Source organism: Streptomyces sp. NPDC058678, from assembly GCF_042714835.1.
Classification (GTDB): Bacteria; Actinomycetota; Actinomycetes; order Streptomycetales; family Streptomycetaceae; genus Streptomyces.
This window is the reverse complement of record NZ_JBHXSG010000086.1, coordinates 1-23,255: the sequence shown is the minus strand read 5'-3', so window position 1 is coordinate 23,255 and position 23,255 is coordinate 1. Positions and strand designations below refer to the sequence as shown.

17 protein-coding genes and 6 pseudogenes are annotated in these 23,255 nt (G+C 69.5%); 11 read left to right on the top strand and 12 right to left on the bottom strand.

Translation table 11 applies throughout. The annotated features are described in order from the left end of the window. Nucleotides 1-3: 3 nt before the first annotated feature. Complete coding sequence (locus tag ACFWWR_RS42960; RefSeq protein ID WP_384309606.1) at nt 4-1,659, top strand: FG-GAP repeat domain-containing protein; 1,656 nt, start codon at nt 4-6, stop codon at nt 1,657-1,659. A 256-nt stretch (nt 1,660-1,915) separates the two neighbouring features. Here ACFWWR_RS42960 and argS read toward each other — a convergent pair whose 3' ends face one another. Beyond that, the gene (gene argS / locus ACFWWR_RS42955; protein ID WP_383876089.1) at nt 1,916-3,676 is read right to left on the bottom strand and encodes an arginine--tRNA ligase; all 1,761 of its coding nucleotides are present in this window, start codon (nt 3,674-3,676) and stop codon (nt 1,916-1,918) included. A 77-nt stretch (nt 3,677-3,753) separates the two neighbouring features. Continuing rightward, nucleotides 3,754-4,920, bottom strand: a pseudogene (locus ACFWWR_RS42950) (MFS transporter); the annotation flags it as partial. On the opposite strand from ACFWWR_RS42950, the gene ACFWWR_RS42945 reads away from it, so the two are divergent. Beyond that, a complete protein-coding gene (locus ACFWWR_RS42945) occupies nt 4,909-5,103 on the top strand; it encodes a hypothetical protein (RefSeq protein WP_384309620.1) in 195 nt (64 codons plus the stop codon). The pseudogene ACFWWR_RS42950 and the gene ACFWWR_RS42945 overlap by 12 nt on opposite strands. A gap of 207 nt (nt 5,104-5,310) precedes the next feature. Here the strand turns inward: ACFWWR_RS42945 and ACFWWR_RS42940 are convergent, their stop codons facing one another. Further along, nucleotides 5,311-5,937, bottom strand: a complete 627-nt coding sequence (locus tag ACFWWR_RS42940) for a class I SAM-dependent methyltransferase (protein WP_383876111.1) — start codon at nt 5,935-5,937, stop codon at nt 5,311-5,313. A gap of 771 nt (nt 5,938-6,708) precedes the next feature. Next, nucleotides 6,709-6,846, bottom strand: a pseudogene (locus tag ACFWWR_RS42935) (DUF6584 family protein); the annotation flags it as partial. 341 nt (nt 6,847-7,187) lie between these two features. Here ACFWWR_RS42935 and ACFWWR_RS42930 point away from each other — a divergent pair. The 6 genes and pseudogenes from ACFWWR_RS42930 (at nt 7,188) to ACFWWR_RS42905 (ending at nt 13,424) form a co-directional block, all read left to right on the top strand. Further along, a complete protein-coding gene (locus tag ACFWWR_RS42930; protein WP_384309603.1) occupies nt 7,188-7,835 on the top strand; it encodes an RNA polymerase sigma factor in 648 nt (215 codons plus the stop codon). After that, nucleotides 7,832-8,443: a hypothetical protein gene (locus ACFWWR_RS42925; RefSeq protein WP_383876091.1), complete on the top strand. Its 612-nt coding sequence runs from the start codon at nt 7,832-7,834 to the stop codon at nt 8,441-8,443. Before ACFWWR_RS42930 ends, ACFWWR_RS42925 begins: the two co-directional genes overlap by 4 nt. Before the next feature lie 371 nt (nt 8,444-8,814). Then, nucleotides 8,815-9,990 (top strand): acyltransferase family protein, encoded by a 1,176-nt coding sequence (locus ACFWWR_RS42920; protein ID WP_383876113.1) that lies wholly within the window; start codon nt 8,815-8,817, stop codon nt 9,988-9,990. 698 nt (nt 9,991-10,688) lie between these two features. Further along, on the top strand, nt 10,689-11,687 hold the full coding sequence (locus ACFWWR_RS42915) for an RNA polymerase subunit sigma-70 (protein WP_384309601.1): 999 nt from the start codon (nt 10,689-10,691) through the stop codon (nt 11,685-11,687). A 295-nt stretch (nt 11,688-11,982) separates the two neighbouring features. Next, nucleotides 11,983-12,438: a DUF6069 family protein gene (locus tag ACFWWR_RS42910; protein WP_383876093.1), complete on the top strand. Its 456-nt coding sequence runs from the start codon at nt 11,983-11,985 to the stop codon at nt 12,436-12,438. A 523-nt stretch (nt 12,439-12,961) separates the two neighbouring features. Continuing rightward, nucleotides 12,962-13,424: pseudogene (locus ACFWWR_RS42905) on the top strand (transposase). Between the two features lie 71 nt (nt 13,425-13,495). Here the strand turns inward: ACFWWR_RS42905 and ACFWWR_RS42900 are convergent. Beyond that, the gene (locus ACFWWR_RS42900) at nt 13,496-13,903 is read right to left on the bottom strand and encodes a RidA family protein (RefSeq protein ID WP_383876095.1); all 408 of its coding nucleotides are present in this window, start codon (nt 13,901-13,903) and stop codon (nt 13,496-13,498) included. Nucleotides 13,904-14,040: 137 nt separating this feature from the next. On the opposite strand from ACFWWR_RS42900, the pseudogene ACFWWR_RS42895 reads away from it, so the two are divergent. Continuing rightward, a pseudogene (locus ACFWWR_RS42895) lies at nt 14,041-14,416 on the top strand (winged helix-turn-helix transcriptional regulator). Here the strand turns inward: ACFWWR_RS42895 and ACFWWR_RS42890 are convergent. From ACFWWR_RS42890 to ACFWWR_RS42880, 3 genes and pseudogenes are all read right to left on the bottom strand, one after another. Then, nucleotides 14,410-15,039, bottom strand: a complete 630-nt coding sequence (locus ACFWWR_RS42890; RefSeq protein WP_384309598.1) for a GNAT family N-acetyltransferase — start codon at nt 15,037-15,039, stop codon at nt 14,410-14,412. The pseudogene ACFWWR_RS42895 and the gene ACFWWR_RS42890 sit on opposite strands and share 7 nt — an antisense overlap. Nucleotides 15,040-15,277: 238 nt before the next feature. Continuing rightward, a complete protein-coding gene (locus ACFWWR_RS42885) occupies nt 15,278-15,490 on the bottom strand; it encodes a hypothetical protein (protein WP_384309596.1) in 213 nt (70 codons plus the stop codon). A 128-nt stretch (nt 15,491-15,618) separates the two neighbouring features. Further along, nucleotides 15,619-15,731: pseudogene (locus tag ACFWWR_RS42880) on the bottom strand (potassium transporter TrkA); the annotation flags it as partial. 204 nt (nt 15,732-15,935) lie between these two features. Here ACFWWR_RS42880 and ACFWWR_RS42875 point away from each other — a divergent pair. Further along, on the top strand, nt 15,936-16,379 hold the full coding sequence (locus ACFWWR_RS42875) for a hypothetical protein (RefSeq protein WP_383876099.1): 444 nt from the start codon (nt 15,936-15,938) through the stop codon (nt 16,377-16,379). Between the two features lie 310 nt (nt 16,380-16,689). Here ACFWWR_RS42875 and ACFWWR_RS42870 read toward each other — a convergent pair. The 3 genes and pseudogenes from ACFWWR_RS42870 to ACFWWR_RS42860 all read right to left on the bottom strand — a co-directional run. Next, nucleotides 16,690-16,979, bottom strand: a pseudogene (locus ACFWWR_RS42870) (hypothetical protein); the annotation flags it as partial. 194 nt (nt 16,980-17,173) lie between these two features. After that, the gene (locus ACFWWR_RS42865; protein WP_384309594.1) at nt 17,174-19,243 is read right to left on the bottom strand and encodes a bifunctional polysaccharide deacetylase/glycosyltransferase family 2 protein; all 2,070 of its coding nucleotides are present in this window, start codon (nt 19,241-19,243) and stop codon (nt 17,174-17,176) included. 1,661 nt (nt 19,244-20,904) lie between these two features. Next, on the bottom strand, nt 20,905-21,627 hold the full coding sequence (locus ACFWWR_RS42860; RefSeq protein WP_384309591.1) for a TetR/AcrR family transcriptional regulator: 723 nt from the start codon (nt 21,625-21,627) through the stop codon (nt 20,905-20,907). A gap of 446 nt (nt 21,628-22,073) precedes the next feature. Here ACFWWR_RS42860 and ACFWWR_RS42855 point away from each other — a divergent pair, with 446 nt between their 5' ends. Beyond that, entirely contained in the window at nt 22,074-22,682 is a 609-nt protein-coding gene (locus ACFWWR_RS42855; RefSeq protein WP_384309589.1) for an NAD(P)-dependent oxidoreductase, read from the top strand. 9 nt (nt 22,683-22,691) lie between these two features. Here ACFWWR_RS42855 and ACFWWR_RS42850 read toward each other — a convergent pair. Then, nucleotides 22,692-23,255: LysR substrate-binding domain-containing protein (locus tag ACFWWR_RS42850; RefSeq protein ID WP_384309586.1), on the bottom strand; the 564-nt coding region annotated here is incomplete at its 5' end.

Below are 23,255 nucleotides of genomic sequence, written 5' to 3'. Positions count from 1 at the left end.
AACGTGTTCACCACTCGGCCCCGGCTGCGCGACGGGGGTCACAGACACCGGCGCCCCCTGGCCATGAAGGCATCCGTGCTGGCCGGCACGGCGGCGGTGCTCGCGGCAGGCGTCTTCACGGTGCTGCCCGGCGACGCGGACGCGAACGCCCCGGCGCGCGGCGACTTCGACGGCGACGGCACGTCCGACCTGGTCTACCGCAACGTCGCGGGCCAGCTGTACATCAACACCGGCCCGGCCGAGACCATGGTCGTCGACGCGGACGTCGCGAAGGTGAAGGACGTACTCACCCCGGGCGACCTCGACTCGGACGGCGTCCAGGACGTGCTGACCCTCAGCTCGAGCGGCGTGCTGTCCTTGCATCCCGGCATCTACGCACGCGTCCCCGGCGGCCTGGGTTCACGGCGTACGGTCGCGACCGGCTGGCAGGCCTACAACAAGATCGCCGCCCCGGGCGACCTGAACGCCGACGGCAAGGCCGACCTGCTGGCCCGCACCCCCACCGGCACCCTCTACTACTACCCGGGCAAGGGCACCGGCGCCTTCGCCGGCCGCGTCAAGATCGGCACCGGCTGGCAGCAGTACGACGAACTGATCGGTGCCGGCGACCTGAACGGCGACGGCGTCGGCGACCTGTTGGCCCGCACCCCGGCCGGTGCCCTCTACCGTTACCTGGGCAAGAAGGGCGGAACCTTCAGCGCCAAGGTCAAGGACTCCAAGACCGAGTGGGCGTCGTACAACCAGATCATCGGCGGCGGCGACTGGGACGGCAACGGCAAGACCGACCTGCTGGCCAGGGACTTCACCGGCAACCTGTGGTTCTACGCGGGCAACGGCAACGGCACCTTCGCCACCCGTTCCGCCCGCAGCAAGGGCTGGGGTAAGGCCACGCAGTTCGCGGGAGCCGGCAACAACCCGCACTTCGGCAAGTTCGGGATCATGGGCCGTACGTCGGCCGGAAACGTCTACAGCTACGAGGTCACCGGCACCGGCACACTGACCGGCAAGCTCCTGGTCGGCGGGGCATGGCCAACCTCCAGCACCCGCCTCGCCTACGCCTCCGCGCTGCGCGACAACGGCCTCGCCGACCTCATCGTCCAGTCCATCAGCAGCGGAAAACTGACCAACCCGGCGTACTACGCCCTCGCAGACCCCCTGCTGGCCGCCGGCTCCACCTCGTACAAGCGCGTCATCGGCCCCGGTGACCTGACCGGTGACGGCAAGGGCGACCTCCTCGCCGTGACCAGCACCGGCACCCTCTACCTCTACCAGGGCAACGCCTCCGGCACCTCCCTCGCCGGCCGCGTCAAGCTCGGCACCGGCTGGCAGCAGTACAACGCCCTCGCCGGCGCGGGCGACTTCACGGGCGATGGCCGCCCCGACCTCCTGGCCCGGGACACCTCCGGCACCCTGTGGCGCTACGCGGGCACCGGCTCGGCCTCCGCCCCCTTCTCGGGCCGCGTGAAAATCGGCACCGGCTGGCAGCAGTACACCAAACTCTTCTCACCCGGCGACGCCGACGGCGACGGCAAGGCCGACCTCATGGCCACCAACTCCTCCGGCGCCCTGTACTTCTACGCCGCCACCGGCACCGGCACCTTCAAACCCCGCACCACGAAGGCCACCAACGGCTGGACAGGCTGGACAGACCTGCTGTAAGCACCACTGCCGGCCCACCCAACACCGGCCGACACCCCACCTGGTGCCCCGCCCAGCCGCGGCCTTGTCGTGCCGGTTCTGGAGGAGAATGTCCAGCACGTTGCCGTTCTGGTCGGCCGCGTGCCGGAGTTGATCGTGATGAAGACCTCGTCGAGGTGCCCCTTGTACGACAGCGGCACGGACGACACCAGCGGCACCCATCACGGCACGATCAACCCGAAGCTCCTCCCACTCCGTCAACCAAGTAGCGGTGCCGTCAGAGGCGTTCCGGGCTGTGGATGCCCAGGAGGGACATGCCCTGGCTGAGGGTACGGGCCGTGATGTCGCACAGGAAGAGGCGGTTCTCGACCTGCTGCGGCGTCTCGGCCTTCAGGACCGGGCACTTGTCGTAGAAGGACGTGTAGAGGGCCGCCAACTGGTAGAGGTACGCGGCCAGTTTGTGCGGGGTGTACTCCGCCGCCGCCTCCGTGACCGTCTCGGCGAACGCGTCGACGTGGAGGCCGAGGGCGCGCTCGGCGTCGGTCAGCGACAGCTCGGGGTGGGCCGTCGGGCGGGCCGCGCCCGCCTTGCGGAGGATGGACCGGATGCGGGCGTAGGCGTACTGGAGGTAGACGGACGTGTCGCCCGTCAGCGAGACCATCTGGTCCAGGTCGAACTTGTAGTCGCGACTCGCCGACGTCGACAGGTCCGCGTACTTCACCGCGCCGATGCCCACTTGGGTGCCCCGCTCGGCGATCTCTTCCTCGCTCAGGCCCTGGGCCTTCTCGCGGACGATGCCGGAGGCGCGGTCGATCGCCTCGTCGAGGAGGTCGACCAGGCGGATCGTCTCGCCCTCGCGGGTCTTGAACGGCTTCCCGTCCTTGCCCAGCACCGTGCCGAAGCCGAGCTGGAATGCCGTGACGCCGTCGTTCAGCCAGCCGGCCCGGCGGGCGGTCTCGAAGACCATCCGGAAATGCAGGGACTGGCGGGCGTCCACCACGTACAGAAGTGTGTCCGCCTTCAGGTTGAAGACACGGTCGCGGATCGCGGAGAGGTCGGTGGCCGCGTAGCCGTAGCCGCCGTCCGACTTCTGTACGATCAGCGGGACCGGATTGCCCTCGGGGCCCTTGACGTCGTCGAAGAACACGCACAGGGCGCCCTCGGAGCGGACCGCCACGCCCGACTCCTCCAGGAGGCGGCAGGTCTCGGCGAGCATGTCGTTGTAGCCCGATTCGCCGACGATGTCCTCCTCCCTGATCTCCACGTCGAGCTTGTCGAAGACGGAGTAGAAGTAGATCTTCGACTCGTCCACGAGCCGCTGCCAGATGGCACGCGTCTCGGCGTCGCCGGACTGGAGGTCGACCACCCGGCGGCGGGCGCGCGTCTTGAACTCCTCGTCGGCGTCGAAGAGGGCGCGCGAGGCCTTGTAGACGCGGTTGAGGTTGGTCATGGCCTCCTCGCCGGCGGCTCGGCCGGACTTGTGGGCCAACTCGTCCGGGTGCTCCAGGAGGTACTGGATGAGCATCCCGAACTGGGTGCCCCAGTCGCCAATGTGGTGGCGCCGGATCACCGTCTGCCCGGTGAACTCCAGGAGCCTGGTCACCGAGTCGCCGATGACGGTGTTGCGCAGGTGGCCGACGTGCATCTCCTTCGCCACGTTCGGCTGCGCGTAGTCGATGACGGTGGTGCCGGGGGCGTCGGCGAAGGGCGCGCCGAGCCGTTGGCCGTCTGCGGCGCGTACCGCGAGGTTCTCCGTGATCGCCCGGTCGGAGACGGTGATGTTCAGGAAGCCCGGGCCCGAGACCTCCACGTCGCCGATCAGGTCGCCGGTGACGATCCGGGAGACCACCTGCTGGGCCAGCTCTCGCGGGTTCGCCTTCGCCCTTTTGGCCAGCGCCAGGATTCCGTTGGCCTGGAAGTCGGCCCGGTCACTTCGTCGCAGCAGCGGGTCCGCGCCGGCGGCCTCCGGCAACGCTGCCGAGAGGGCGTCCGCGAGGCGCTGGTGCACATGAGACGTGAGTGAGGAGACCGAGGCCATACGAGGGATCCGTTCCGTGCTGCGGCGTGGTCGTGCGAAGGCGGTGCAACTGGCGCGACCTGGGCATCGAGCCAGTATCACATGGGGGGCGCCTGCCGGGTCGGGGCCGGCGTGGGCGCCCGGAAGCGGCCGGCCACGAGGACCCCGGCGAGGGCCACGAGCGAGAGCGGGAAGAAGACGGCTAGGAAGGCCTCGGCCGGTATCGGGCCCCCCGCCGCCCGGCCGTCGCCGGTCGCGCCGCCGCCCAGCGCGGCGAAGACCACGCCGCACACGGCGAGCAGCAGGACGTTCGACAGGCTGTCGGACAGTTGCAGCGCGGCCGAGTTGTCACCGGCCTCGGCCGGTTCCGAACGCTCCATCAGCAGCACACCGAGCGACGAGATGACGATGCCCATTCCGAAGCCGCCCACGGACCAGGCCAGGGCGGTGGTCCACGCCGGGACGCCGTGGAGCAGCGGCAGCGCGGCCCCGGCGATCGCCGCCGCGACCAGCACCATGCCCGCCTGACACAGCGTCTCCCGGTGCCGCTGGAGCGCCGGGCGGCTCTGCAGGTACGAGCCGAGTGCCCAGGTCAACCCACCGCCCGCGAGCGAGAGTCCGGCCAGGGTGACGGACATGTGCCGCCGACTCACCAGCATCAGGGGGAGGAAACTCTCGGCCGCGATGAACGACCCGGCGGCCACGCCGCGCAGCAGGATCACCGCGGGGAGCCCGCGGGCGGCTCGGAAGGTCCCGTGCGGCATCAACGCGAGAACGGCCGGGACGAGCAGCGCGGCACCGAGCGCTGCGGGCAGCAGGGCGAGAGGATCCAGCCGTTGCCCCGCGTACTGCAGCAGGGCGGCGCCCGTGGAGACGGCCAGCGCCAGCCGGATACGCCGCGGATCGGGCGCCACCGGGTCGCCGCTCACCGGGCCGGACGCGGTACGGCGCACCGCGGGGAGCGCCAGGCACAGGGCGGGCACCATGGCGGCCGGCACCGCGAGGAAGACCCAACGCCAGCCAGCGTGCTGGGTGATGAGCCCGGCGAGGAGCGGCCCGACGATGCCGGGCACCACCCAGGAGGCGGAGAATGCGGCCATGACCGCGGGCCGCAGCCGCTCGGGGTAGGCGCGGCTGACCACGACGTACAGCGCGACGATGACGAGTCCGCCGCCCACACCCTGCAGTGCCCGCCCCAGCAGGAACACGCCCATGACGGGGGCCGCCCCGGCGAGCAGCAGAAGTACGAGCTGGTGCGCGAAACCCTCGCGCTGCTGAAGCCGGGAGGCATCTACGCGGTCGACGACATGCTGCCCCAAGAGGACTGGCCCACCGACCACTACCCGCTGGCCGCCGGCATGGTCGACGGTCTGGTCTCGCTCGACGGCGTGCTCTCGGTCGGCCTCACCTGGTCCAGCGGCCTGGCCCTCTTCACCGTCGCCCCGTAGATCCCGTCGGCCGGATACAGCCCCGTGCCCCGTCGGGTCGTTGCTGCCGAACCGCGTTCGCGATCACGTCCCCGGCATGGCGCGCAGAGCGCCCGGGCGGGCGAGGGCGCTCTCCCCTCATTGAGCCGCACCGGGACGACTGCAATTGAGTTGAGTGAGCAGCGTGCAGGCACGAGCGGTGGTCCGAGAAGACTGCGGTGCGTGTACTCAAGCGGTGGGACGGGAATGCACGCTGACGGCGTAGCCGCCGCCAGGACGGTAAGGGTCGCCGGCCCAGGTGGCGAAACGCTGCTGCAGTGTCAGTCCGGCCTCCGTGCACCAGTGGTCGAACGCCGTCAGTGTCACCGTCGGTTCCGGCAGTGGCAGGTGTTCCGCGTCCAGTCCCATGCCGGTGATCAGCAGTCCGCCAGGTCGCAGTACGGTGGCAAGTTGCCGCACAACAACTGGTTCGGTACCGGGGGCCAGCAAGGGGATGACGTTTCCCGCGGCGAGCGCCAGGTCGAATCCGGGTTCCAGACTGAGGCGGTCCAGGTGTGTCAAGTCACCGTGGAGCCACTCTTGCGTGGGAGCGTCGCGGCGGGCGACGGCGAGCATAGAGCGGTCGACGTCCACGCCCGTGCAGAGGTGGCCCAGCTCGGCGAGTCGGATCGCGATCCGGCCGGTGCCGCAGCCGGCATCGAGTATCCGGGCGGCAGGTTTCAGCAGGGCGTCGCAGAAGGCGGCCTCGCCGTGGACGTCGTGGCCTGATGCAGCGAGCCGCGCAAAGCGCCGGGCGTAGTCCTCTCCGGCTTGTCCGCCTGTCAACTTCGCCCAGCGGTCGCGTTGGCTGCTCATAGTCTGCGTGCCTTCCGGTAGATGGGACGAGGGGGGTGTCATCGCCTTCCTCACCGCCTCCAGCGCGGCGAGCAGCACGACCCTAGCCAGATCGACGCCATGAGCGAGGTGATGTCATTGACGGTCCGACCCTGGCTGACATCATCACCATGATCGTCCTCCACAGCCGGAATGGATCCTTCGAGAGGCTCCTGGGAGTCCACCGACCCCAGTACCGTCGTCTGGATCTGCCGCCGGTCCGCGCCTGCTGGCCCGCCACTGCCCAACTCCGCACCCCGCCCTGTTCGGCTCCATCTCATCGTGCCACCAGCAGTATTCGTCCTCCAAAGGGCGGGGCGAGGGCGGCATGCGGCAGTCTCTGACGATCTGCTCGCTCCAGCCGAGGAAGACGAAGGCGTCCTGCGGCCCTTGACCGACGACGGGCTCGACCGGCACCCGGACCCGGCGCCGTCTTGCAGTCCTGGCTGGACGCGCCCGAAAGGACGGACTGTGGTCGCGCCAAGACGTTCACCAGGCCGTCCTGCGCTCCCGGCACAGCGCTATGGACCGCCTTCGGCAGCTGCCCTTCGATGAAGTACTCACCTGGGACGCCCCTGTCGTAGCGCTGCCCTCACTGCTCGACCAGTGCGGCCCTTCGAAATGCGACTGCTGGTACCTGGCGCCGTCGACGTCTGACGACCAGGTCTCCGAAGGCAGCGGCACGGTGGGGGCTGAAGGCCCAGCTGTCGCGGGATGCCCCGGAGCCCTCCGGTGCAGGACGGCGCAGTGGAAGTCCTCTTCGAGATACATCCAGCGACCTGCCTCCGCGGGCTCGCCGTACAGCCGACCGGTATACCTCGGGCAGGCGGCGACGAAGCATCAGGTCGTCGGGAAGGACGACACTGAACCGCGCAGGTGCTGGCGTGCCATATGGTCCCGGCCGGCAGCCAGGTCCGCGTCGACTCAGGCGACCTGTCAGAGGCCTGCGTCCATGATCTGTCGGGGCAGGCGGTACGGCATCGCGGCCTCGTGTCCCGTGGCTCGGATCCGGCTCCTCGCGTCGGCGTGGTGAGTGACCCCACCTCGGCCGTCGTACCTCCCGAGGAACCGATCGACCTCTTGGCCGCAGGCCAGTCGTGCGCCGGGGGCCTCACGTTCGCTCTGTAACGCTTTTCACGCCTCCCTCCAAGAACAGGTGAATGCCTTTGAAGAACTCCGGTGGACCTCGACAAGGAGGAGGCCGGGAAGCCTCCGACGAGAAGGAGACGCCTGTGGATGGCGCGGAACGGTTACGGGGTGGGCCCGCCGAGGCGGTACGTGACCCGCAGCTCTTCGAGGAGTTCTATCGGCGCCACGTGGACGCGGTGATGCGTTTCGTGGCCAGGCGCGTCGACGACCCGCACACCGCGGCCGACCTGACGGCAGAGATCTTCATCGCCGTCCTCGACTCGGCCCACTCCTACCGGCCGCGCCTCGGCAGTGAAACGGCCTGGCTGTACGGCATCGCGCGCAACGTGGTGTCGTCGGAGCGCCGCCGGGTCGCCCGGGAGGCCGAACGTGATCTGCGCTTCGCCGGGCGGCGCTTGCTGGAGGCCGACGACATCGCCCGCATCGAGGACAAGCTCGACGCGGAGAGCCCGGGGCGGCGCGTCCTGGCAGCGCTGGCAAGACTTCCCGAGGGCGAGCGGGCCGTCATGGAACTGGTCGCGGTGGATCAGCTCACGGTCACGGAGGCGGCTGCCGTTCTGGGCATCCGCCAGGTCACGGCCCGCGTCCGACTGCACCGGGCGCGCAAGGCGCTGCGCGCGGAGACAGACTTTCAGGCCGCGGAGGCGGATCCCGCGGCCGCGCAGGCAAGTTCCACGGGAGCGGAGACGCCGGACGCGTCGCTGTCGTACGTCATTGGAGGAGAGGCATGAGCACGGGGACAACGTTCGAGGACCGCCTCCTGGACGAGTTGAAGAGGGAGATCGAGCTGCGCGAGGCCGGAGGATGCCGCATCGAGCCGGCTGAGCTCGGAACGGGCGAGGGCAAGGCGAAGACTTCCGTGCGCCGTCTGTTCGCCGCGCGCCGGGTCGCGGTCGTTGCGGCGGCCTGCGCGGTGGCCTGGCTGGCCGCGGGGGCCGTGCCCGGGCCGTCGGCCGACTCGACGGCGTACGCCGTGGAACGCCACGGCGACGGCAGCGTCACGCTCACCGTCAAGGACCAGACCATCGGGGTCGAGGCCCAGCGAGAACTCGCAGGGAAGGTGCGCCCGTGGGGCATCGAGGTGACCATTGACGTGCTCGCTCCCGGCTACGTTTGCGAGCGCAGCAAGGTCACTCCGCTCGTGGCGGTCGACCGGCAGGGCAACCCTGTACCCCTCATCCCCATCAAGGCCAGCTGGGACATGACCCTGCGCCGGGGCAACGTGCTGGCCTTCGAGAACACCAAGGGCGACTCCCGACCTCGCGCGGTCGAGTTGTACCGGACCAAGAGCGAGGCCGAGCCCTGCGTTCCGCTGAAGGTCGCCCTGCCGGACAACTAGTCGACGGTGGGGGCACCCTGCAGCACAGGCGATGGGAAGGGGACGGTGAACTCTCCTCCTTTCGCCCTCACTTGGCCTAGGCGCAGCCACTGGCATCCCTCGGGGATCGCGGGCTAGAGGTTTCAGCAGCCGTGTTCTGGCCCCCGCCCCGCCACCCTGCGGCCGCATCTTCGACAGCCAGATCAAGGACTTCGCGATCACCTGCGCCCCGTCCTGACCACACCGACCCTCGCCTCGGGATCAGCGCAACGAGCGCCTCAGCACCGGACTCGGTGAACCCACGGAACCCCCCTCCCATCCCCCTGACCAAGGAAGTCACCACCGTGACACCACGATCACCCGCTTCCACCGTGCCGACCGGTCTGTCGCGGTTGGGCTGGCTGGACGCACTGCGTGGCATCGCGGCATTCGTCGTGGTGTTCGACCACTCGTCGTACACCTTCATGGCGGAGTTCCGGCGAGAGCTGATGCCGGAATTCAGCACGAGCCGGTACGGCATCATGGTGTTCTTCCTGGTGAGCGGCTACATCATTCCCGCGTCGCTGGAGCGCCGGGGCTGCGTCCGGACATTCTGGATCGGACGGATCTTCCGTGTGTACCCGCTGTGGGCGGCCATGGTGACCGTGGTCCTTGCCCTTCATGTGGGGGGCGTCGCAGACATTCGCGATGTGGGGAGTCAGAGCGCGGCCACGGTGGCTGTCGCGCACGTCACCATGCTCCAAGAGCTGCTGGGTACCCCTAATCTCCTGCTCATCCTGTGGACGCTCTCGTACGAGATGGCCTTCTATCTGCTGGTCGTCGCGCTCTTCACGGTCCGCCTTCACCAACGGTCGGCGACGGTCGCCGTCACCCTGGCCGTGCTCGCCGCCGCGAGCGTGACGGCAGGGATCGGGCTGCCGGTTTCCGCCCTCTCGGGCATGGCCGGCACCGGCCCGCTCGTCGTGTTCACCTCGATCGCCATGGTGGCCGCCCTCTGCTGTGCGAGTGCCAGGTCACCGGTGCTTCGGATGTTCGGGGGCATGCTGGGCGGGGTGCTGGCACTCGTCCTGGTGTCGTTCAACGGCACAGTCCCCCTGTGGGAGGGCTTGGTGATCCTCGCCGTGATGTTTCTCGGCACGGCTGCCTACCGTGCCGAGCACGGGCAGAGCACCTGGCGGTGCGCTGCCCGCACAGGTGTCGTCTTGGTGGCCTGCGCCGTGGGCAGTGCGTACCGGTACGGCGACGGCTCCCACTTCACCCGACGCGGATGGATCGTGGCGTTCTTACTGGCCGTAGTCACCTTCGGCGCCGGACTGGCGTCACGTCGTCGGCAGATACCGCGCCCGCTGATCGGACTGGGCACTATCAGCTACTCGGTCTACCTGGTGCATCCGGTGCCGCTGGCAGTGATCGACCACACGATCGGCCGGTGGCGGCAGGACCATCTCGTACTCGAAGCGGCCTTCTTCGCCGTGCTGCTGCCGTTGTGCGTGCTGACCCACCGTTGCATCGAGGCTCCCAGCCAAGCATGGGGCCGGAAGCTGGCACGCCGCGTGCAACCGCCCTGACGAGCACCCATGCCAGATCGCCGTCGAAATGCGACTGCTGGTACCTGGCGCCGTCGACGTCTGACGACCAGGTCTCCGAAGGCAGCGGCACGGTGGGGGCTGAAGGCCCAGCTGTCGTGGGATGACCCGGAGCCCTCCGGCGCAAGGCGGCGCAGCAGAGCCGGGCAAGCTGGGTCGGCATGTGGCTCGGACGGGGTGCATGGCGGGGACTGCGACGGCGATGACTATGCGGCCCATGGCTCATGCTCCGGCTCCATGCGGCGGACGCCCGGGCCCGGGCCTCCGCCCGCCCCGCCGCCCGGCGGCGCCCCGCCTGGCGGCCCCTCACGACAACAGGTCCTCCGGGAACCGCTCGGAATGGGGTCGCACCGCCGAGTTACCAGGAGGCCCTGCCTGCATGCGCGTACCGGCGGAAGATCACCCGGCCAGGAACCCTTGCCGCCTCTTACGTTCCAAGATCGGTTGCGGGACGGCGTCAAGTACAACCCAGCCTTACCAAACGGATCACGCCCACCTACCACGCCGAGGACACCGTGCGACCGCAATGGTGCAGGCCATCCTCGTTCTCCACCACGTCGAAAACCCGACCTACCAAAGATGAGAAGCGCTCAGCCATGCCGACCGACCCTAGTGATGAGTTTTCGCGCCCCCACCCGTCACACCTACGACGGGACACGACGAGGCGGAAGGATGACGTGATGAGTGCGGACACGCGGCTGGAGGAGCTGGGCGTGAGCGGGCTGGGCGAGATCGACGAGCCGGCGTTCTCGGGGCTGGCGGAGCGGCACCGGCGGGAGCTGCACGTGCACTGCTACCGGATGCTCGGGTCGTTCGAGGACGCCGAGGACACCGTGCAGGAGACGTTCCTCCGTGCCTGGCGGCGGCGGGATACCTTCGAGGGGCGGTCGACATTCCGGGCCTGGCTGTACCGGATCGCCACCAACGCCTGCCTGGACCTGCTCGCCAAGTGCCGCCCGGAGCCTGCGACCGGCGGCGAGGTGCTGTGGCTGCAGCCCTACCCGGACCGTCTGCTCGACGAGCTGCCCGCGGGCGACGCGGACGAGCCGGAGACCGTCGCCGTCGCGCGGGAGACGATCGAGCTGGCGTACCTGGTCGCGGTCCAGCACCTCGCGCCCCGCCCGCGGGCCGTGCTGATCCTGCGGGACGTGCTCGGCTGGCCGGCGAAGGACGTCGCGGAGCACCTCGGGGACTCCGTCAACTCCGTGAACAGCGCGCTGCAGCGCGCCCGCGCCGGGATGCGGGAGCACCTTCCCGCCGAACGGCAGGACTGGACCGGCGGCGAACAGGACGCCGGGATGCGCGAGCTCGTGCGCCGCTTCACCGACGCCAGCGTGGCCACGGACATCCCGGCGCTCGCCGCGATGCTGCGGGACGACGTCCGCTGCTCGATGCCGCCCACACCGGGCCTGTACGTCGGCCGCGACGCGGTGGTGAACGACTGGATCGAGGACGGCTTCGAGGGCATGAAGGGCCTGCGCGCCGTCCCCACCTCCGTGAACCGGCAGCCCGCCGTCGCCTTCTACCTCTGGCAGAAGCAGGAGGGCGCGTACCTGCCGCTGACGATCGACGTCCTCCGCGTCACCGGCGGGGCGATCACCGAGATCGTCATCTTCCACGACGACCAGTTCCCGCGGCTGGGGCTGCCCGAGCGCCTGCCGGCGGACGGCGCGGAGTAGTCCCGGTGCGGACGCTCGCGCTGCGCGATGGCGCGCGCGTCGCGGTGGTCGCGGCGGAGTGTTGCGACGCGTTCGGTGTCGTCGCCCGCGGGCGGGTGCAGCTGGAGCTGCACGACGGCGAGCCCCGGACTGGTCCTCGGACGCGACGCCGGGTTCTGGCTCCGCGGCACCGGCGTCCGCGCTCTGGGAAACCCGGCCGTCGCACGGCGAGGATGCGCATCGTCACCACCAGGGCCAGGACCGTCACATGCCAGTCAACGCCCGTATGCCTGTTACCGAATGACGGAGGAGCGACATGAACAGCATGAATGACACCGGGGTCGTCGCAGGCGCGGCATCGAGCCGGACCAGCCACACCCGTCGACTCCGCGGGCTCGCCGGCACCGGCTTCATTGCCACGCTCGCCTCGATGGTGGCCACCACCCTCGCTGCGGCGCTTGCCCAGGCCGTTGGCGTCGACTTCGAGGTCCCCGATGGTGGCGAGACGATTCCGTTGTCCGGGTTCGCCGTGGTGACCGGCTTCTTCTCGGTCGTGGGCATCGTCATGGCCGTCGCTCTTCTTCGTTGGAGCGCTCGCCCCGCCGAGCGATTCGTGTGGACGGCAGTGTCGCTGACCGCGATCTCGTTGGTCCCGCCCCTCCTCTCCGGGGCAAACACCGCCACCACCACCGCCCTCCTCGGGCTACACCTCGTCCCTGCGACGGTGATGATCCCCACCCTGGCGCGGAGTCTCCGCACCCGGACCGATTGACGATCCCGCAACGCGACAATGCGCGGCGCAAGGGCGTGCGCGAGCGCACTGCCGAGGTTGAACTCATGGTGTCGTAGGAGGCTGACGGACAGTAGCGCCCTGCGGCATCACCGGGGCATGCGGTATCCACAGGGCGGGCTGACCGCCGAACGGCAGCAGTTCCGCGAGCCATTACGGCTTCAGGCTGCGAGCGGTTCGCACGGGGTGAGGCGAGTTCGGTGATCGCCAAGGACCTGCGGGTCAGTGTCCGGACGGTGCAGCGGTGGCGGCAGGCATGAGACGAGGGCGGTCCGCGGGCTCTGCCGTCACAGGGGCCGGCGTCGCTGCCGAGGCTGAGCCAGTTGCATTTCACCCAGTTGGAGGCGGAGCTGGTCAAAGGGCCGGCCGCGCACGGCTGGGAGGACCAGCGTTGGACGCTGGAGCGGGTCAAGACGGTGATCGGCCGGCGCTTCCAACTGACCTACACGATCCACCGCCGCAGGCCAGGACCTGGTCCAAGCGCGGCCGCACCTCAGTGCTACGAATGCGAGGCCGTTCCCGCAGACGGATATCCATCGCCGCGCTGACCTGCTACAAACCGGGCCCCCGGTCCCGGCTGATCTACCACTGCGCAGGGACGACGGCCGACGAACGGGCGCAAGAGCTTCTCCTGGCGCGGCTACCGGGACCTGATGATCGCCGCCCACCAGCAGCTCGGCGGCCCGATCGTGCTTGTCTCGGACAAACTCAACGTCCACAAGGCCAGCGACCTACGGCAGTGGGCGGAGGGTCAGGACTGGCTGACCGTTTACTGCCTGCCGCCCTACGCGCCCGACCTCAACCCGGTCGAAGGGATCCGGTCCCTCCTGCGACACGGCTGGCTCTCCAACGTCGCTCTCAGCACCCCCGAACACGTCGTCCAGAGCATCCGACGCGGTCTACGGGCACATCCAGTACCGCAGCCACCTCATGACGGCTGCCTCGCCGAGACCGGCCTGACCATGTAACTGAGTACGCTACTTGGCCACTGAGCGCCGTAGTTGGCCGCTTCGGCGCTCAGTGAGCGAAGAGCGTCTTCTCAGTCGAGGATCGCGGTGGCTTCGATCTCGACCAGGTGGTCGGGGACGTCCAGTGCCGTGACGCCTATCAGCGTGCTGGGCGGGGCCGCCACGACCCCCAGCTTCGCGGCTGCGCGGGAAATCCCTTCCAGGAGCGGCGCCATCTTGTCGGGGGTCCAGTCGACGACGTAGAAGGTCAGCTTCGCCACGTCGTCGAAGGAGCCGCCGATCTCGGCCATAGCAGTGCCGACGTTGAGATAGCTCTGCTCGACCTGGGCGGCGAGATCACCTTTCCCGATCGTGACTCCGTCGGCATCCCATGCGACCTGCCCGGCGATGAAGACAAGCCTCGATCCGGATGCGATCGACACCTGCTGGTAGACATCGATCTTGGGCAATCCGTTGGGGTTCACAAAGGTGATGGCCATGCTGCCTGCCTCCTCGTCCTGAGCGTCTGCCGGCTCGCGTCCGCGACGACACCCGTGGTCTCTTTTGGTTACTCGGAAACTCTAGGAGAGTGGTCACTGACGTGGAAGAAGGCACTTTTTGGTGACTGAAGAACCCTATGGTGACCAAGCAGTTCACGGGCTCGCCCGAGGACGCAGACCTAGCGCGTGCGGGCTCCTTGGCGAGGGAGATCTTCTCCGACGTCGCCAACAAGTGGCGTTCCTGATCGTCGAGGGTCTCGGTGATCGCACGCTGCGCTTCAGCGAGCTGCGGAACGAGATCGAAGGCATCAGCCACAAAGTGCTCACCCAGAACCTGCGCATGCCGGAGCGCAACGGCCTGGTCGAGCGCACCACCGTGCATCCCACTGTCCCACCGCGGGTCGCGAATAGACCCTCACTGAACCGGGCCAGGCTCTTCGCGCGACAGTCGACGGGATGTGCGGCTGGACCCGCCTGAGTAGAAACACGACTTCACGAGGTCAACCTCAGTGAGACAGACGCACGAAGACAGCCAGCGAGCCGCGCGGGACCCAGCCGAGGAACGTGTAGAGCGCCCGCCCCTCCTGGGTCGCACTGAGTACCGCGCTCCGGGCTCCGGAGGCGGGGGCGGCCTCGGTGAGGACATGCATCACCAGGGTCCCCAGGCCGCGGCGTTGGTGCGTGGGGTAGGTCTCGACCCGGTCCACGACGGCCACCGCCCCGTGGACCGCCACGTAGCCGGCCGCCGCCGTCTCGCCGTCGGCGGTGCGCACCCGGACATGGGTGACGGCACCGTCACCGACGGTGTCCACCTCGTAGTCGTCCGGCACCCGGGCGGCGATACGGCGCAGCGGGGCGGTCATCAGCAACTCGGCGTCCCGGAGCTGCCATGCGGGCCCGAGCACGGCCGACGCGCGCTCGGGGGCGAGGAAGGTCAAGATCCGAGAAGTCGGCTCAGCGGCATGCGCGGCGATATCACGCAGGGTGTCCTCATCGCCGCGCAGGAGTACGTACCGGGCTCGCTCGCGTGGCCGCCCCACGTCGACGCGCATCCCCCACGGCAGCTCGACCGGCACCGGGCTTCGCCGGACGAGTGCCAGGCCCACGACCCAACTGCGCGTCAGTTCCAGCACCATCGGACCGCCCTCCCCGAGCAGTGATCGCTCACGTACGCTACTGGCAAGTCACAGCGATCGGACCGTCGTCGGCTTCGATCCGGCTCGCACGCCGGCCCCGCGGGTTCGTCCGTCGGGACGCTCGACCCGAAACCGGCAGGCCAGGATGCTCGTCCGCTTCCAGTCGTTCTGGCCTCTCGCCGGCGGCTTACGGCGGCCGACGGGGACACGGCCCGCATCGCGGCGGAGTCGGCTCGGATCACGAGACAGCGGCCGAAGCAGCGCTGTCGGCCCCGCCCTCGCCCGCGATCACGTAAGCGCGGCCGCTGATCACGGTCTGCCGGGTCGAGACGTAACGCCAGCAGGTGTCGAACATCGGAGTCGGCTGCGGCATCCGGCCCGCCGCGCGTACCGGTGTCGGCACGGAGTCGAGCGGCACGGGAGTCTGACGGTCTTGCAGCAGCGTCACCATGCGCGCAGCATGTACGCGGTATGTGTCGCCTGTTCCCGAGTAGGAGCTGTGGAGTTGCTGTGCCATCAGCGGCCAGGTCGGTCGTTTGTGTGGTTATGAGTGGGGACCTTGCTGATGTCAGGTTGTGGGCTCAGCGTCCGCGCCCCGTCCCGATGAGCCATCACCGACACGCGGCGCGTCGTCAGGTCGTAGCGGACCCCGATCCCGGCAACGGCGTACTACTCAGGCGTGGAGCACCCACGCCTGTCCCCCTGTCTGGTTTAGATGTTTCGTCGGACAACCGTGGATGACACCCTGACGACGTGTCCGGAATCCGCCGGCGGGGAAGCCGTAGTCGAAGCCCGGTGGAACAATTCGCGTCCCGAGTCCACGCAGCACAGCCGCCCGGGTGACCGGCGAACCACTCCGTCACCGGCGCTGCAGAGAACCGCAAGGAAGCGTCAGCATGATCGAGTGGGTGTCCCTCAGCAACGGAGCCAGGCCGGTCCCCCAGCCCGTCGCCACCCCGAAGGTGTGGGCCACGGCGTTCGGTGGCGCGCTGCTGCTCGTGGCCCTCCTCAACACCCTCATAGGGCCAGGCCGACCCGGACTCGCCCTGGCCGCGCTGTCCGTGCTGGCGCTCCTGCTGGGACGGCGCGCACGCTTCACCGCGGCCCCGGGCACGGCCTTGCTGTGCTGGCTGTTCCTCAACGGCTTCGCCATCCCGCCTGCGGGCACCCTCAGCTGGACCGGCCACCGCGACACCTTCTGGCTGACCTGCCTGCTGACCGCAGCACTTACCGGCACAGCAGCCGCCCGCCTCGTCAACGCCCGCGCCGCCTACCGCCGCCTGACCGCAGGGGCCCATTCCGCGAGGACAGAACCAGGCGAGAGCACAGGTGGCTCGTGACGTTCATGGGGGGGCAAAGCTGGGGCCGGGTGTGCGCAGCTGATCCTGCGGGCCACGACACGACCAAGTCCGAGGGAGCACTGCGCGTGCCGACGCTGCAACGCTTCTGCCTGACGGGGGCCGAGGCCGTGCAGGGCCTCGACCGGCAGCGGCCCCAGCCAGACGGCCCGTTCGGGAGCGACGGCGAGGACACGACCGGGCGCCTCGATCTGGCCGGAGGCGGTCGCCGCGACCGCGATGGACGGCCCGATGCCGACCCGGACGTCGACCCCAACGAGGGACAGGATCCGCACCCGCAGAACCTCCCCCGGCCGACGGGCATCCGCGCCGTGCAGCAGGCGCAGCGCCTCCTTACCGGCGCGGCCCACGTCCCGTGCCGCGCGACGGCCAGGGCTGCAGCCAGGTCCAGGTCCAGGACGGTGATGCCGGGCATGGGAAGCCAGATGTTCAGCCGTGCCGGGCCGGGCGCGATCGACTTCGACCAACGCGCACGCCGGGGCGTACAGGAACACCAGCCCGTGTCGGCATGGGCGCGGTGCATCAGACCGCATTCAAGGACGTTCCCTGGCCGACCGCGGCCATCGCGGTGCCGTCCATCATGATGCGCTGCACCAGCCGATCGGCCTGTCGGTGCCGTACTCGGCGGCCGCCACTTGCCGGCGATCGGCAGCCACTCGGCGGCCGCATGCGCTACGCGGTCAGCGGCGTCTTCCCACGCGATCGCCACCTCAGCCTGTTCTCCTGCCTCGCCGGCATCACCGTCCACAAGTGCTGCGGCCTGAACGGAGAGCCGCTCACGGCGGCTCAGGGGCGGAGGGCTGAGGAGGAAGCATCACGTCTCCGGTGCGCTTGAGCCGCTGCCAGGGCAGACGGTATCCGTTGATCGCGGTGAGGCACGCCTGGATGAGGACCAGATACATCAACTGGCGGTAGACCACCTGTTGCAGGGGAAGCGCCCACAGAGGCCGCAGCCTCTCGCCGTCGAGACGGAACGCGTAGAGGGCGCACAGCGCCTGCACCGCCAGCACGGCAGTCCAGGCCAGCAGCGTGCCGAGCCGGTTCTGGAACACCAGACCGTAGAGGGTCAGGATGTCGATCAGTGGGGCGAGGAGCGGGGTGAAGATCTGGAAGACGGCCAACAGCGGCAGGCCCAGGCGGCCGAAGTGCCCCGCATGACCGGACTCGAACAGTGCGTGACGGTGCTTCCACGCGGCCTGCATCGTGCCGTAGCTCCACCGGTAGCGCTGGCGCCACAGCTCCCGCAACGAGCCCGGTGCCTCGGTCCAGCCGTGCGCGTCCTCCGCGTAGCCGACCTCCCACCCGGCCCGGTGGAGAGCCATGGTGATGTCGGTGTCCTCGGCGAGGGTGTCGCCGCTCATCATCCCGGCCTCGCGCAGGGCCGTACCGCGGAAGGCCCCCACGGCGCCGGGAACGGTGGGCAGGCAGCGCAGCAGGTCGTACATGCGGCGGTCGAGATTGAAACCCATGACGTACTCGATGTGCTGCCACCGACCGAGCAGACTCCGGCGGTTGCCGACCTTTGCGTTCCCGGCGACGGCCCCGACGCGGGGGGCCGCGAACGGCTGGACGAGGTGGCGGACGGTCGAGGACTCGAAGACCGTGTCGGCGTCCATCATGACGATGAGGTCGTGGGAGGCCAGCAGGATGCCGGTGTTGAGAGCGAACGGCTTGCCGCCGTTGGGCCGGCGGACGACGGTGACGTTTTCGATGGCGAGTGCTTCCGCGATGTCGGCGGTGCCGTCGTCGGAACCGTCGTCCACGACGATGACCTCGACAGGATGGTCGCTCGCGGCGAGGGAGCGGAGTGTCTTGGCGATGCACAACCTCTCGTTGTAGGCGGGGATGACGACGCTCACGGGTTCGGTGACGGGCCGGCCCGGGGCGGTGCGTGGGTGCGAGCGCCGACGCGCGTGGCGATGGGCCAGAACGACCAGCAGCGCACACCGTGCGAGCACGAGCGATCCGACCACCAACAGCAGCACGCTGATGACCGACACCGCCGTCCCGGACACGGCCACCGCCGCGACGAAAACCCGGCCCTTCCAAAGGTCCAGGCCGTCGACGGGGCGGGTGAGGCTGTCGGCGCCGACGACGTCGGCAAGGGTGGTGAAGCGATAGCCCTGCGCGGTGAGTCGGGGAATCAGGGTTTCCATGGCTTCGACCGTCTGGGACCTGTCCCCTCCCGCGTCGTGCAGGAGGATGACCGCGCCGTTGCCCGGTACGTCCGGCATGGCCGCTTCGACGATCGCCCGGGCGCCCGGCCGCTCCCAGTCCCTGGTGTCCTGGTCGATGAACGCCAGAAGGTATCCCTTGTCCCCCAGGCGCCGGGCCACAGACCATGCCGGGTCGTCCAGGGCGGAGGGGGTCGCGGAGTAGGGCATCCGTATGACCGAGCTGTTGAGGCCCCCGGCTCCCGCGATGGCCAGTTGGGTCAACGCCAGTTCACGGTCGACTGCGCCGGCGGACTGGGTGGCGAGGTCCGGGTGGGAGAAGGTGTGTACGCCGATCTCGTGGCCGGACCTGATCACATCGCGCAGCACGCCGGAGTAGCGGGCCGCTTTCTGCCCGGTGACGAAGAAGGTGCCGGGTATGCCGAAGCGGTCGAGCGTGGCTCTGATGCGAGGCGTCCAGGTGGGATCGGGGCCGTCGTCGAAGGTCAGCACGATGGTCTTCCTCGGCGCGCGGAAAGTGCGCAGGTGATCACCGGTGGTGTCGACGATCGGGCCGCCGTCCACGACCTCCCTCGGAACGTCGGTGGCCGGTTGCCCCGCGCGCCCTTGCTGATCACCGGCGAAGCCTCGGGTGGTGTATCCCTCGACCAGGAGCACCGAGACGAGAAACATCAGCAGGACCAGCGGAACGACGATGCGGAAGCGGTGCCGGGGCCGCCGGGGCGCTAGGCTCCGCCGCGCACCGGGCCCAGGCGATGGGCGGTCGACCGACCGGTGGCGACTGGACCGCATCAGGAGGCCTGGTCCACCGGTACGTCGGACGGCGGAACCGTGCTGGGGTCGGACGGCGCCTCAGACGGTGCTGCTGGGACGGTCGCCGACGGCGTGGGCAGCGGCGTTTCCGCCGGGGGCTCGGGCAGGGGCGCGCTGGGCGGGGTGCCGGTGTCCGGAGCCGGTGCGGGCGAAGGAGCATCGGGAGCCGGGGACTGGTCCGGCGGTGGTGGTGGCACAGGTGTTTCTGGCGCTTGCGGTGCATCTGGGACTTGTGGTCCGGGGGCTGCCGGTCCCGCCGTGGCTGGGGGCACCGGTGCACTGATGAGCGGCGAGGTCCCGGGCGTGGAGGGCCGGAGAGCACCGGGCGGGCCGCCGGTCACCGTGGTGAGCCCCGGGACCAGCAAGGCGCTCGGACCGGCTGCAACCGTCGAGTTGCCGGGCATCAGGCCCCCCGGCACAGGCATCCGGCCCCACACCCCTGGCGTGCCGCCGGGCGGCGACGGCATCAGGCCCCGAGGATCTTGGAGGAGGGGAGGAGGCAGGGCCGGCGGGAGATGCGCGCCGCCCTTCCCGCCAGAACCGAGGGCTCCCGGTTCTGGCGCGGCAGGCGCGCCGGAGACGCCGGGGACGGGCAGGAGGACCCCTGGCGCGAACGGCGTTGCTCCCAGCAGGCTCAGTCCCAGCACGACCACATAAGTGGAGGCCACCCCGGCCAACCCGTATCCGGTGCGCCGCAGCATCCGCGCGCGGTGACCGGTGGAGTCGACGAACACGGGGCTGCCTGCGGTGGTCGGCGAGCCGCTTCGCATATCGGGTGATATATGGGTATGAAGCGCCATAAGGTCAGCCTACGACGCCGCTGGGCGTGCCCAGCAAGGGGCGTGCGCATGATCTTCCACCGCACCCACGGGCAAGAGGGGGAGCCCCGAAGGTCTGGCGGCGCGCTCGCTGGAAAACGAGCAGGTGCTGAACGAGCCGGGAGTGCGCACCACAACCAACGCGATCCAGTTCGCCCTGTGGGCAGGGTCGGGGCCCGTGGTCGCGTTCGCCATGAAGCCTCCCCCGTGGACCGCGAATACTTCGACGACTCGACGGGCCAGCGCAAGGTTCGCGGGGCATCGGCCGGGAATGCTCGTGATCATCGTGGCCTCGTGATCACCGTGGCCTCGGGTTGCTCGCGAACCGGCACTCAATCAGGGCTTCGAGTTCCGCGATCTCCCGGTCGATGATCATGACCGACCCGAGCCGGTTCCCGTACCCGGGAGCCGGGCCCGGCGGGGCGCAATGAACGCGCAGCACGCCGTGTCCCACCGGCCGGGCCGGCTTTGGGTTTACACGGTCGCTTCCTGCACAGCTGGCCCCTGAGGCGGAAACGGTGATACCAGCGCGGCGGCTCGGGGTGACGCCGCTGGACCGCTGCCGCTCACTGGTCGACGCGGCACTGGAGCCCTGTCGTCTGCGCTGGGATTGCTCCGGACCCCGCAACGCGGTACGGCTGTTCTCTCCCGATCGCATGCCACCGTCTGGGATGCGCTCACTTGCCGAACCTGGACCGCGCTTCAGCGAGGCAGCAGGACGCTGACCTGCCCTCGGATGTCCTGCACGATCTCTTCGACGCTCAAGGCGATGTTCACGCTCGCCGCCATGCTGAGGAACATCACGGCGGACACGATGTGCGCCAGCGTCGCGGCATCGCCCTCTGCGACCTGCTCGTCTCGGCGCAGCACGGCGGCGATGGCCTCCTCGGCCTGCGCGGCGATGGCGAGCGCTTCGCCGTGCCGGGGCTCCTCGGGGTCGCCGAAGACCGCTTCTCGCAGGTAGGTGCGTCCGTTGTCGATCTGGGTGCGGTTGCATTCCACGATCGGCCGGACGATCGCCAGCACCGCGTCCAGCACGCCTGGGATCGTCTCGGCATCCGCCCGGCCCCGGTCGAGCGCTTCGGCGTACTTGACGTTCTGCACAAGCAGGAGGAGTTCGCCCTTGGTCTTGGCGTACAGGAACAGCGTCCCGGTGCCGATGTCAGCCTTGTCGGCGATCTGCTGGGTCGTGACCTCGTCGACGCCGCGTTCGGCGAACAGCTCACGGGCGGCGGCAATGATGCGGTCCAGTTTGTCCTGCTTATTCCTCTCGCGCCGTCCTACCGACTGGGAGGCGACAGGCATGACGATGCCCTCCGGGAATAGATTCTGACTCAACTCAGTTTTGAGAGTAGTCGCAAACGTGTCGGCTCGGAAGTGTCTTCGCTCATGTTCCCACAGCGGGGCGCGGAGCCATCGCTCCATCCGTGCGCAGTGGCGCCGGCCGCGCCTCGTACCCCTTGGAAAGGAATCTCAATGATCGCGTCAAGCCGCCTGCGTGACCGGCGGGGCGGAGGTGAACAGCCTCTTGTCACGCAGCATCGCCCACAGCACATCGACCCGGCGCCGGGCCAGTGCGAGCAGCCGCCGCATGCTTCAAATGCAACTTGGTCAATGAGAGATTTACTCACACGCATGTGATTCGCGGTGCACGCCGCCACGCGGCATGCCGCGTGTCCGTGACAGCGTACGGACGATGACCTTGCCCGAAGGGCCGCAGTCGGACTCGCCGCCAATGGCGACGACACTTGACTGCTGGTCGTCGCACCCATGTCTGACATCCAGGAAGGGCTAGTGATTGCGTCGCAGTAATTTATCAAGTCGGATACTTGCACTTGATGTTAAGTGAGGGACTCCCTAACGTTCCCGGCATGAACCTCACCGTCCTCGCGGCCTCCGGCCAGACCGGCATCGCCCTCACCCGACAGGCGCTGCGGCGTGGTCACACCGTGACCGCCATCGCGCGTGATCCAGGGCGGATCGCCCTGCCCGACTCCCCGAACCTGCGCAAAGCGGCGGGCGACGTGAGCGACGCGGGCGGTATCGCCGCCGTCGTGGACGCGGATTCGGTGGTCCTTTCCGCGCTGGGCACGGACCGGGCCGGGATTCTCCTGGCCGGCGCCCGGGCCGTCGTCGCCGCCGGCCCGCGGCGGGTCATCTGGCTCGGTGCCTACGGCACGGGCAGGTCGGCCGAGGTGGCGGGGGAGGGTGCGGGCTTGCTCGCCAGGGTGCTGGGCGACCGGCTCGCGGACAAGGTCGAAGCCGACAACACGGTTCTCGCGGCCGGGGGCACCGTCTTCCATGCCGGGATGCTCGCGGACGGGCCGGAAAGCCCCCGTCGGCGCACGGTCGGCCTGGAGGCCGCACCCCCCTTCGACCTCGGTGCGAAGGTCAGCCGGGAAACCGTCGCCGCGGCGATGCTCGACGAAGCCGAGACGCCTGGCTTTCCCTGTGCCGTGGCCCTGCCATTGGCGCAATAGGCCAGGTGGTCAGCAGGCGGTGATCTCCTCGATCGACGCCCGGACCTGCTCGCGGAGCCAGGCGTGGGCGGGGTCGGAATCGTAGCGCTGGTGCCAGTTGCAGTTGATCGTCGCCGCCGGGGACTCGAGCGGCAGCGGCAGGGCGAGGAGCCCGAACGCCTCGATGAGCGGGCGGCTGTGGATCGCCGTGCAGGTGACCAGCGCGTCGCCACGGGCGGCGATCTGCAGGGCGGTGGACACCGTCGCCACCGCCGCGACCACCCGGCGCCGCAGGCCTTCGGCGGCCAGCACGTCGTCGATCGGCGCGGCGAGACGGCCACGCCGGGAGATCACCACATGCGGCTGCGCCGCGTAGGAGGCCAGGTCGAGTCCGGCGGCACAGGGGTGGTCCGCGCGCATCGCCACGACGAGCCGGTCCTCGCCGAGCGGCTCGGACCGGAACTCGGGCAGACTCGGCCTGCCGCCACCGAGTTCCAGTTCGACGCGGCCGTGTCGCAGGTCGTCGGTGTCGACGGAGTTCTCCGCCAGCACCCGCAGCTGCACCCCGGGGGCCCGCTGCTGGATCCTGTCGAC

Coding starts and splice junctions, on each gene's coding strand:
- ACFWWR_RS42855 (WP_384309589.1), top strand. CDS start 22,074: ATGAACCTCACCGTCCTCGCGGCCTCCGGCCAGACCGGCATCGCCCTC.
- ACFWWR_RS42940 (WP_383876111.1), bottom strand. CDS start 5,937: ATGAGCAGCCAACGCGACCGCTGGGCGAAGTTGACAGGCGGACAAGCC.
- ACFWWR_RS42875 (WP_383876099.1), top strand. CDS start 15,936: ATGATCGAGTGGGTGTCCCTCAGCAACGGAGCCAGGCCGGTCCCCCAG.
- ACFWWR_RS42885 (WP_384309596.1), bottom strand. CDS start 15,490: ATGGTGACGCTGCTGCAAGACCGTCAGACTCCCGTGCCGCTCGACTCC.
- ACFWWR_RS42915 (WP_384309601.1), top strand. CDS start 10,689: ATGAGTGCGGACACGCGGCTGGAGGAGCTGGGCGTGAGCGGGCTGGGC.
- ACFWWR_RS42890 (WP_384309598.1), bottom strand. CDS start 15,039: ATGGTGCTGGAACTGACGCGCAGTTGGGTCGTGGGCCTGGCACTCGTC.
- ACFWWR_RS42910 (WP_383876093.1), top strand. CDS start 11,983: ATGAACAGCATGAATGACACCGGGGTCGTCGCAGGCGCGGCATCGAGC.
- ACFWWR_RS42865 (WP_384309594.1), bottom strand. CDS start 19,243: ATGTTTCTCGTCTCGGTGCTCCTGGTCGAGGGATACACCACCCGAGGC.
- ACFWWR_RS42925 (WP_383876091.1), top strand. CDS start 7,832: ATGAGCACGGGGACAACGTTCGAGGACCGCCTCCTGGACGAGTTGAAG.
- ACFWWR_RS42900 (WP_383876095.1), bottom strand. CDS start 13,903: ATGGCCATCACCTTTGTGAACCCCAACGGATTGCCCAAGATCGATGTC.
- argS (WP_383876089.1), bottom strand. CDS start 3,676: ATGGCCTCGGTCTCCTCACTCACGTCTCATGTGCACCAGCGCCTCGCG.
- ACFWWR_RS42860 (WP_384309591.1), bottom strand. CDS start 21,627: ATGGAGCGATGGCTCCGCGCCCCGCTGTGGGAACATGAGCGAAGACAC.